5 protein-coding genes and 1 pseudogene are annotated in these 10588 nt (G+C 46.2%); 5 read left to right on the top strand and 1 reads right to left on the bottom strand.

Features of this window, described 5'->3' with window-relative positions:
* Positions 1-532 precede the first annotated feature (532 nt).
* Genes NBH16_RS22755 through NBH16_RS22775 form a run of 5 tightly spaced genes read left to right on the top strand, consistent with a single transcriptional unit; the run spans position 533 to position 10277 of the window.
* On the top strand, positions 533-1867 hold the full coding sequence (locus NBH16_RS22755; protein ID WP_250789103.1) for a TolC family protein: 1335 nt from the start codon (positions 533-535) through the stop codon (positions 1865-1867).
* A gap of 47 nt (positions 1868-1914) precedes the next feature.
* Positions 1915-3165, top strand: a complete 1251-nt coding sequence (locus NBH16_RS22760) for an efflux RND transporter periplasmic adaptor subunit (RefSeq protein WP_005861993.1) — start codon at positions 1915-1917, stop codon at positions 3163-3165.
* A 12-nt stretch (positions 3166-3177) separates the two neighbouring features.
* Positions 3178-5553 (top strand): ABC transporter permease, encoded by a 2376-nt coding sequence (locus NBH16_RS22765; RefSeq protein ID WP_250789104.1) that lies wholly within the window; start codon positions 3178-3180, stop codon positions 5551-5553.
* A gap of 17 nt (positions 5554-5570) precedes the next feature.
* Positions 5571-7898, top strand: a complete 2328-nt coding sequence (locus tag NBH16_RS22770; RefSeq protein ID WP_250789105.1) for an ABC transporter permease — start codon at positions 5571-5573, stop codon at positions 7896-7898.
* Positions 7899-7919: 21 nt separating this feature from the next.
* Positions 7920-10277: an ABC transporter permease gene (locus tag NBH16_RS22775; protein ID WP_087345539.1), complete on the top strand. Its 2358-nt coding sequence runs from the start codon at positions 7920-7922 to the stop codon at positions 10275-10277.
* 10 nt (positions 10278-10287) lie between these two features.
* Here the strand turns inward: NBH16_RS22775 and NBH16_RS22780 are convergent.
* Positions 10288-10588 (bottom strand): annotated as a pseudogene (locus NBH16_RS22780) (hypothetical protein); the annotation flags it as partial.

Raw genomic sequence — 10588 nt, forward strand, 5'->3', positions numbered from 1 at the left:
AAAGTATCTCTGATGGCAGAATCAACTGTGCCAATGCTAATAGTCCTTGATTGTTCATGGTACAAAGGTGCAAATTTTCTATAGAATTAAAGAATTTTCCCCCTGATTTATCGGGTGAGCCATTGTTCGTATCTTCAAGTAAAAAACATTCTTCTTACTATATACAAATATAATTACTATCTCATCTATTTCCAGATTATCGCCGTGGAATATATAGACCACGTCGTGATTTGTATATTCCACGTCTTGATCTGTACAGACCACGTCGTGGTTTGTAGAATTATACAGTATGCGCATAAGAATTCATAGGCTATCGAGCAAGAATTCATATAGGAGCGGAGCGTTTTTTGCTTATGGAGAAGAGGAGACGCTCTTACGTGTCAAAGTGGGAATAGTGTCAAACAATTAGACAGCGTTGTCAAAATATTGGACAGTTCTAAAAAAATGGCTTTTTGTTATCTGGTTGTTGTTTAGTTGTTTATGTGTTTTGGCACGTTCTTTGCTATTATTTTAAGTAGAAAATAATAGAGCAATGAAACAAATATTACTTACAACAGTTCTTTCTCTCAGTTTCGCTACTGCGACGGTGGCCCAAGAGAAACTTTGGACTTTGGATGAATGTATGCGCTATGCCGTGGAAAACAGCCCATCGGTTAAAAAGCAAGTTTATACATCAGATACGTATAAGGCGGAACGGAATGCCGCCGTAGCTTCTTTTTTCCCGGCGGCATCGGCTAAGATCGGAGCGCAATATAGTTTTGGCCGTTCGATTGACCCTGCGACCAATACCTATGAGAATACTTCTACGTTTAATAATAACTATGGCCTCGACGCTTCTATTCCTATTTTTACGGGCGGACAGCTGATCAATCAATGGTTGATGGCAAAATCCAATCGCCGTATGGGAGTTAATGACATACAGAAAGCGAAAGATGATTTAGCGATGAAAACCATGCAGGCTTATATGGATGTGGTGTATTATAAAGGAACGATTCGTATGGCGGCCGAGAAATTGGAGGAGAGTAACCGTACCTTATATAAGACTCGCCGGCAAGAAGAGCTGGGTTTGAAAGGGAAAGCGGATGTAGCTCAATTCGAGGCTCAGGTGGCAGCCGATGATTATACATTGACCCACCAACAGAATCTTTTCAATACGGCTTTACTTACTTTGAGGGAATGTATGAATTATCCATCTGATTTAGAACTGGAGGTGGATACTTTATTACCGGATATCAATTATGTCCCGGAGGTAGAGAACGTGGCGGAGATTTTCGCTTATGCGTCCGGGAATAACCCTACCGCCTTGCAAGCCGAGTATCAATTAACGCAAAGTAAATACCAATATCGTATTTATAAAGGAAAGTTGCTACCGAGCATTTATTTGAATGCCGGAATCTCTACGAGTTATTTCGAGAACCTGAAGTCTGATAATGCCCCGGAAGGTTTCAAGGATCAGTTTAAAAATAACCGTGGTGAATATGTCTCTTTTAGCCTTAGCTTCCCCTTATTCGATGGTTTGAGCAGATTAACGAATGCTCGTCGTTACCGTAACAATATGCGGATCGCACGGGAGACAAGGACAGAGGTCTTTCGCCAGTTGCAGACAGCGGTAGAGCAATCGGTCCTGGATCGTGAGGGATACGCTAAAGAGGCCATACAGATGGATAAGAAGGTGAAATCGGATGAGTTGGCTTATCGTGTTACCCTACGGAAGTACGAGGAAGGCCTGATGAGTACGCTGGATGTACAGACAAGTGCGAATACGCTGTTGGAGTCCAAGGCCAATCTGCTTCAAAAGCGATTGATGTACTTATTGAAAAGCAAGTTGGTAGATTATTATAAGGGCAAGCCTCTTATCAATGAATAAGAATTGAGAACATAGAATTTAAATGATAATAAAAAATATAGAATACGATGGATATACAATTAGAGAAAAAGAAAGGTCTTCAGAAGAAGCATATTCCTTATGTAGCGGGTGGCGTGTTGTTCGTTATCTTGTTGGGATGGATTATCTTTGGTGATCATGCTTCTACGTTGAAAGTGGACGCGAGAGGAATTAGCATCGGCAATGTGACCCGTGAGCAATTCAATGACTTCTTTCGTATGGATGGTCAGGTGCAACCTATCACGGTCGTGCAGCTTAGCCCCGAGGAGGGCGGTATCGTACAGGAGAAAGTCGTGGAAGAGGGCGCCCAAGTGAAGAAAGGCGATATTATTGTTCGTCTGAGCAACTCAAATCTGGATTTGCAGATATTGAACGCTGAGGCCGAGTTGGCGGAGAAGCAGAACTTCCTTCGTAATACGCAGGTTACCATGGAGCAGGATAAGCTGACCAATCAGATGGAGAAACTTCAATACGATATGGACATGAACCGGGCCCGCCGCTCGTTCAACCAACAAGAACAGTTGTATAAAGAGAACTTGATCGCCAAGGAGGATTATCTGAAAGCGAAGGAGGACTTCGAGTTAGCCTCTCAAAAGCACGCCTTGATTACCGAGCGCTTGCGCCAAGACTCTATCTCCCGCACGATCCAGATGGATGAGATGGAGGCCAGCTTGGCGAACATGCGGAAGAATATCCTGTTGATCCGTGAGCGTAAGGAAAACTTGAATGTCCGTTCCCAGATCGACGGTGAGTTGGGACTGTTGGATGTCGTATTGGGGCAAAGTATCAATCCGGGACAAAAGATCGGCCAGATTAACGACCTTTCCGATTATAAGATCGAGGCCATGATCGACGAGCATTATATAGACCGTGTGAAACCGGGCTTAAGCGCCGCTTTCGAGCGTCAAGGCTCGTCTTTCGACTTAACGGTGCGCAAAGTTTATCCCGAGGTTCGTGATGGTAAGTTCCGTACGGATTTCGTTTTCACGGGTGAGCGTCCGGATAATATCCGTAGTGGACAGACCTACTATATCAACTTGGAGCTGGGGCAACCTACCGAGAGTATCATTATCCCGAAGGGAACTTTCTTCCAGAGCACGGGCGGAAGCTGGATATTTGTTCTTGATCCGGATGGAAAGAAAGCTTACAGGCGTTCTATCAAGATCGGCCGTCAGAACCCGCAATATTATGAGGTTCTTGAAGGTCTGGAAGCCGGTGAGAAGGTGATTGTGTCCAGTTATGAGAGTTATAAGGATAATGAAGTGCTGGTGCTGGAATAAAATCGATATAATATGAAAAACATACTAATCGCCATTCGTTCCATTTTTAAGAAAGGGCGGCATAACGTGATGAAAATCGTATCGTTGGGAATCGGTTTAGCGGTAGGTTTGGTATTGATCGCTAAAGTCTATTTCGAACAATCGTATGATGATTTTTATCCGGATAGAGACCGGGTCTATCAAGTATGGGCGAAATACCAGCAAAATGGAGGGGAGTTGAAGGATTATCCGCAAACAAGCGGTGGCATCGCTCCAACTATGCAACAACAGATACCCGAGATCGAGACCGTCACCCGATACACGAGTTTTGGAGACTGGACCTTTACGATGACCGACACCAAGATGAAATACTCCGGTCGTTGTATCATAGCGGATAGTTGTTTCTTTGATATTCTTCCTCGTCCTATGTTGATCGGAAATGCGAAAGAGGTTCTTTCCACCCCGATGTACGTATTGATATCAAGTCGTATAGCGAAAAATATCGGAGGCGATGTTATCGGGAAAAACTTCACGGTAGACAGTTCGCCGGGACGTACTATGACTATTGGTGGCGTTTTTGAGGAAGTTCCGGAAAATTCTCATTCCCGTTACGATGTGATTGTTTCCATGGCTTCGGCGAGTCGGTTCATGTGGGAGGGTTCGCCTACTAATATGTTGGGAAATGATCGTTACATAAGCTACGTGAAATTGCACAAGGGAGTGAATCCTTTAGCTTTGGAGGAACAGGTGCATACGTTCGTGAATTCTTATTTCCCTCCGGAGGAACAGCAAAAGACAGGGTTTAACATTGGTTTCTCGTTTCATGAGCTGGATGGCTTACACAAGGAGTTGCCGCAAGTCAAGCGAATGACGTGGATACTTTCCTTACTGGCCTTCGCTTTGATCTTTACGGCGGTGATGAACTATATCTTGATCGTGATATCCTCTATCGTAAATCGCTCGAAGGAGGTGGCTGTCCATAAATGTTATGGGGCAAGCGAGAATAATATTCATGGTATGATGTTTGGTGAGGCGTTGGTACATATAGTGCTTTCACTGATCTTGGCCTTATTGTTGATCCTTGCGTTTAGAGGTACGGTAGAGGAGTTGTTGGCGACTTCGTTAGATTCCTTGCTCTTGTCTAATGGTAGCTTGGTCTTGCTAGGGATATGTATCTTGGTGTTTTTCGTATCTGGTTTTATGCCGGGATCATTATACGCCCGGATTCCGGTGGCCTCCGCTTTCCGTAATTACCGGGAGAATAAGCGTATCTGGAAGAAAGCCTTGTTGCTTGTCCAGTTTGTAGCCACGGGCTTTTTGGTGACGATGCTTGTTTTCGTTGCCCGTCAATATACGTTTATGGTGAACGATCGTCCGGGATATGCCTATGAGAACCTTGCCTACTGCGGGTTAGCTGGCGTGGACTCTACCTCTCGTGCCAAGATTCTGGATGAGGTGATGCGGCTTCCGGGGGTCGTTGCGGCTACCACCGTCTATCAATTGCCTTTCGAGCATGCTTCCGGTAATAATATTCTTTTACCGGGTGAGACTCAAGAGCTTTTTAATATCGCCGATCTCTATTGGGTAGGTAACGGATATTTGGACATGATGGAGATTCCCGTGATCCAAGGCCGCTCGTTCACGGAAAATGTGACCAATTCAAGAGAGGTGATGGTAGACCGCCGTTTCGTGGAGAAAATGAAATTGGTAGCGGGTTGGACGGATGATGTGATCGGGAAGGATATCTGCGTCACCGAGCATAGCAAATGGAATGAGGAGCCATTCACGATTTGCGGTGTTTATGAGAATATCCGTCTGGGAGGAATCTCGAACCTAGATATGCGGCCTTCCGTATTATTCTATACGCATAAGCCCATGTATACCTTGCAGGTGAAGTTCCATGAGCTGAACAACGATAGTATGGCTCGTTTACAGCAGAAGATATCCGAGACATTTCCGGATCGTGAACTGAACGCTATCTCTTTCCGTTCCGAGATCATGGATCTATATAAGGACTCCCGTCAATTCCGTGATTCCGTGATGATCGGAGGTTTGGTCACGCTTCTTGTTACGTTGATAGGACTTATTGGCTATACGAATGATGAGGTGAGCCGTCGTCGTAAGGAGATAGCGGTTCGCCGGGTGAATGGGGCTACCTTATGGGATATATTGAGGTTGTTCATAAAGGATATCGGATATATCTGTATCTATGCGGTCATATTAGGCGGTGGTATAGCATACTTTGTCTTGCAAAAGTGGCAAGAGCAATTCACGGAGAAGGTTCCTTTGTCATGGTACATATTCTTGGGTTGCGGCGTATGTGTATTATTGATTATATATTCCGTGGTTTGTCTGGATGCCCGCAAGACGGCTAATGATAATCCGGTGAACTGCTTGAAATCTGAGTAATTGAAAATTTATAATTCATGAATAATTTATTGAACTTTAAGTCCTTTTTCAAGTTCCTCGGAAGGAATAAGGCTTATACGCTGATAGACGTGTTTGGTCTGTCTGTATCGTTGATGTTTGTGTTATTGATAGCGGTCTATACGGTACAGGAGATGTCTACAGATAAATTCCATACCAAGGCGGATCGTATCTATCTGGTCGGGAATGAAAATTGGATGGCCACCGGAGCTGCCATTCCTTATAAGATAAAGGAACGCTATCCGGAGGTAGAGAAAGTTTGCCCGGTAGTGGCAGATAATTCAAGCAATATAGTTGTAGTTTCCGGTGATCGGAAACTAAAGGCGAACGTGATGTTTGCGGACTCCACGTTCTTCGATTTCTTTGATTTCCGGCTGTTACAAGGCACTCGTGAGCAAGCGTTGGCCGCCGGGAACTATGCGGTGGTCTCTTCTTCGTTCGCCCGTAAGATGTTCGGAACGGATGATCCGATGGGACGGCAGTTAGTGGTGGGAGATACCATATCGGCTACTATAAACGGGGTGGTGGAGGATTTACTTCATTCCTCTATTCCCGAAGCGGATGTGATCGTGCGTTGGGAGCAGGTTAGCTGTTTTAACCCCAGCTTAGCCCCGGATCAATTGGGGAATGCCGGAAGTACATCGGCTTTTGTCTTGGTGCGTGAGGGTAGTGATTTCCCTTCTCGTGCGGAGGATATGGCCCATTGGTTCAAGGAATTTTATTGGCCGTATCAATATGGGACGGCAAAGGAGGTACGCATATTGCCGCTTAGTGAGCAGTATTTTGCGAAAGCCGCTTCTTACTCTTCTTTGCGAAAGGGAGATTGGCGTTTCGTGATCGTGCTGATGTCCGTAGGTTTCCTTATCTTGATTTTCGCGGTCATTAATTATATAAACTTGACGGTTGCCCAAGCGGGTTTCAGGGCGAAGGAGATGGCTACCCGGCGCCTTTTGGGTTCTTCACGGGGCGAGTTATTCATGCGCTTGATGCTGGAGTCTACTTTGCTTACGTTTATTTCTTTGGTTATTGGGGTTCTCCTTGCTTTGGCGGTCGTGCCGTTTGTCAATGATTTATTGCAGACACGTGTCGATATGAATGTATTGGGTAGACCTGTCTGGCTATTGGCTTTGGTTTCATTAACGGTTGTCGTGGGAGTTTTATCCGGCTTACTGCCTGCTATCATTATTTCTTCTTCTAAACCGATCGAGGTGGTAAGGGGTACGTTCCGGGCTAAGACGAAAATGGTATTCAGTAAGTTCTTTATCGTATTCCAAAATGTGATCACGATCACGATGATCGCCGCCTCTATCACGATGGTTTGCCAGATCGTTCATATGATCAACGCTCCTGTCGGATATAAAACGAAGAATTTATTGGCTATGCGGTCGGTGGATGAAAGGCAGTTATCCGCTTTTGTCGGTGAGTTGAAAGGTTTGTCATGCGTAGATAGGGTCGGGAAGACTCAAGGATTGCCTTTATTCGGTAGTAATAATTGGACTTCTACTTATCAGGGGCAAAATATATCTTTTCAGCAATTCGTTATGGATAAGGATTGTTACGATATGCTGGGATTGGAGATTTTGCGTGATAACCACTTAACGACAGAGGGCTGGTTCCTAAATGAGCAAGCGATGCGTGAGATGAACTTATCGGAGGATGCGACCTCTTTTATGTTGGATAGGCACGAAAGGCCGATAGCGATAGCGGGTATCGTCCGGGATTTCTATTGCTTTGGAAATGTGACGACAGGGATGAACCCTGTCATGTTCCGTTTCTTGAAAGATAATGAAGCTCCTTGGATGATTTTGATCGAGACACAAGGTGATCCTTTCGCCGCAAAGGAGGCTATCGGTAAAGTATATGAGAAAGTGACCGGACTTGAGTTTGAGGCTTTCTTCATGGATGAGAGTTTACAAAACTCATTCGACTCGCAAATCCGTTTGGCAAAGATCGTGATCGTATTCTCGATAATCGCCATCCTTATTTCTTTGCTAGGCTTATTGGCGATGTCCACTTATTTTATCCAACAGCGTTTGCAAGAAGTATCCGTACGAAAGGTATTTGGTTCCAGCAACCGGCAGATATTGGTTAAGCTCGTATTCACGTTCTTGAACTATGTGCTGGTCGCTTTCGTGATTGCCATACCTATTATTATGTACTTTATGAAAGATTGGCTGTCCGACTATTCGTATCGTATCGGTTTAAGCCCGCTGATATTTATCGCTGCCGGCTTATTCTGCCTCGTGATCTCGTTTGTCTCTGTCTTTTTCCAGAGCTACCGGGCTGCCACATCGAATCCGGTGGATAGCTTTAGGCATAGGCTTTAGTAACTTTTAAAAGGAAATATCATGAACTCAATCGTACGAAATTTCGTTTTTGTGATCAGTCGTTTTAAAATGGCTAGTTTCTTGAATGTAGCAGGATTATCTGTGGCTTTCACAGCTTTCTTGATCTTGTTCATGCAAGTTCGTTACGAGTGGGGATACGATCGTTTCCATAAGCATGCCGACCGGTTGTATCGCTTGGAGATCGTTCACAATAATAAAGGGGCGCAAGTCGTATTGAACCGCCCGCTTATCGATCGGTTCTTGGCCTCCTCTCCACATATTGAGGAGGGGGCGCTAATCAATCGGTGGGGCGATAAGAAGTATATCACGGTGGATCGGGATGGTGAGCGGATGACTTTCCATGAGGAGCTCTATGCCTGCTATCCCTCCTATGCCCGTGTTTTCAACTTTGATATGGTGGAAGGTGAAGCGGCGGCGTTGGAGGAGAAGGGCCGGGTATTGATACCGGCAAGTATGGCTCATCGTTTCTTTGGCGATCATCCGGCGGTCGGGCAAGTCTTGATCGGAGAGGGGTGGACGTCCGAGGTGGGAGGTGTCTACCGGGACTTTCCCTCCAACTCGATCGTCAGTAATGCGGTTTATCGGCGCATATCGGACAAGGAAGGCGCAGGCGCTTGGATGCAAAATAATTTTGAGTGTTATCTCCGTCTGGATAATCCGGCCTCCGCTCCGGATGTCTTGGCTGGTTTCGAGAAAAATTTCCGCCACGACGAATGGAATTGGAAAACGAGACAATTGCGCTTGACTTCTCTGCCGGATATCTATTTTAAGACTGACACGAGCTACGATTCACAGAAGCAAAAGGGGAGCTATGCCCAGCTTCAAGCGCTATCTGCTATCGCTATCTTGATCGTATTGATAGCGGTCATTAATTTCATGAACTTCAGCAATGCTTTGGTGCCGGTCCGTCTGCGGGGCATCAACACGAGGAAGGTATTGGGGAGTCCGGTATCGGCGCTCCGGATGGCCGTGGCTTCGGAGGCGGTGGGGATGTGCCTGTTGTCTTACCTGATCGCTTTGCTGCTGGTTCGCCTGTTGTCGAAGACCGGGTTTGTGGATTTGGTCAGTGGAGGCATTTCCTTGGAGGGGCAGATGCCCTTGTTGATCGCCTGTGGAGGCTTTGTGTTGCTGATCGGACTTATCGCTGGTTGCTGGCCGGCTTGGTATATCACCTCTTTCTCTCCGGCACTGGTGCTGAAAGGAAATTTTGGCTTATCTCCCAAGGGGCGCTCGTTCCGCAATGTGTTAGTAGGATTTCAGTTCGTGGCCTCTTTTATTTTGGTTATAGCGGCTTTGTTTATCACGTGGCAGAATTACAATATGCTTCATACGCCGCTTGGATTCGATAGCGAGCGGATTGTCACCGTAAAGCTAAACCGTAATCTGAGCAGGCAACCGGAGAGCGTGCGTCAGCGGTTGGGGCAACTCTCCTCTGTCGAGGCCTTGTCGTTTACCTCAAGAGTGCTTGGCGCTGAGGATAATTACTCCGGCTGGGGACGTACCTACGTGGATGAGGATATCCAATTCAAGGTGGTGCAGGCAGACTCGGAGATTGAGCGGGTATTGGCCCTTCCTATTCTGGAGGGTCGGGGATTCCTGCCGGAAGACCAGTTGAGCGATGGCACTTATTTGTTCAATGAGGAAGCGAAACGGACCTATGGGCTGAAAGCGGGAGATCCAATCCGGTTGGACTGGGGAGATTTACATCGTAGGGAGAAGATCGCCGGTTTCGTGCCTGACCTGAAATATAACTCGTTCCGGGATAAGCTGGAGCCGTTCGCCATCTTTGTCGGAAAAGATATTATGGCTGGGACCTTGACGAACCTGATGATCCTTGTTCGCCCGGGGACGGACTACCGTCAACTCTCGCTAGACATAGAGAGCTCCTTGCGGGAACTAGATCCTGATTATCCTCTCGATATCCATTTGTTCAACAATATCCAAGAGAACTTGTACCAGAAAGAGCTGCTACTTGGCAAACAAATCTTGTTCTTCAGCTTGATTGCCGTATTTGTGTCTTTGGTAGGCGTATTTGGTGTTGTCTTGTTTGAGAGCGAATATAAACGGAAAGAGATCGGTATCCGGAAGGTATTTGGCGCTACCGTGATGGACTTGTTGCGGAAGCATAACCTATCGTATCTATGGATCGTCATGATCTGTTTCGTGATCGCCTCGCCGATCGCTTGGTACGGCATTGAGCGCTGGCAAGAGAATTTCGCCTTGAAGGCTCCGCTCCATTGGTGGATTTTCCTCTTGGCTTTCCTTGCCATTACGATCATCACGTTGCTCACGGTTACGATCCAGAACTACCGGGCTGCCAGCACGAATCCCGTGGACAGCATCCGGCAGGGATGTTGATATCGGCCCTTCAGATCCCGAACAAGAACGGTAACGGTTTGCTGTCCTTGAAATCTTTGGCGGTGTTTCCGGCGTAAATCTCGCCGTCTGTGAGCGTTAGTTTCTTGATAGGTGTACCTGCCTTGAAGTCCAAGCTCTTGAAATCTACCCAAAAGATATCCGGGCTTAAAGTAGACTCGAAGTAATATACCCTCAAATCCGCAACTAAGCTCTTCAGCGTCCTTCTTGCGTCTAAACGTCCTCTCATCACTGAATTAGCAGATAAATTGAGGCTGAAATACCCACTTCTGCCCACAATATCCCCTTGCCCC

It is taken from the genome of Parabacteroides sp. Y3-G-102 (assembly GCF_023656845.1).
In the GTDB taxonomy this organism is placed as follows: domain Bacteria; phylum Bacteroidota; class Bacteroidia; order Bacteroidales; family Tannerellaceae; genus Parabacteroides; species Parabacteroides distasonis.

Excerpts from the sequence above, each read along its gene's own strand:
- NBH16_RS22755 (WP_250789103.1), top strand. The coding sequence starts at position 533 with ATGAAACAAATATTACTTACAACAGTTCTTTCTCTCAGTTTCGCTACT.
- NBH16_RS22760 (WP_005861993.1), top strand. The coding sequence starts at position 1,915 with ATGGATATACAATTAGAGAAAAAGAAAGGTCTTCAGAAGAAGCATATT.
- NBH16_RS22765 (WP_250789104.1), top strand. The coding sequence starts at position 3,178 with ATGAAAAACATACTAATCGCCATTCGTTCCATTTTTAAGAAAGGGCGG.
- NBH16_RS22770 (WP_250789105.1), top strand. The coding sequence starts at position 5,571 with ATGAATAATTTATTGAACTTTAAGTCCTTTTTCAAGTTCCTCGGAAGG.
- NBH16_RS22775 (WP_087345539.1), top strand. The coding sequence starts at position 7,920 with ATGAACTCAATCGTACGAAATTTCGTTTTTGTGATCAGTCGTTTTAAA.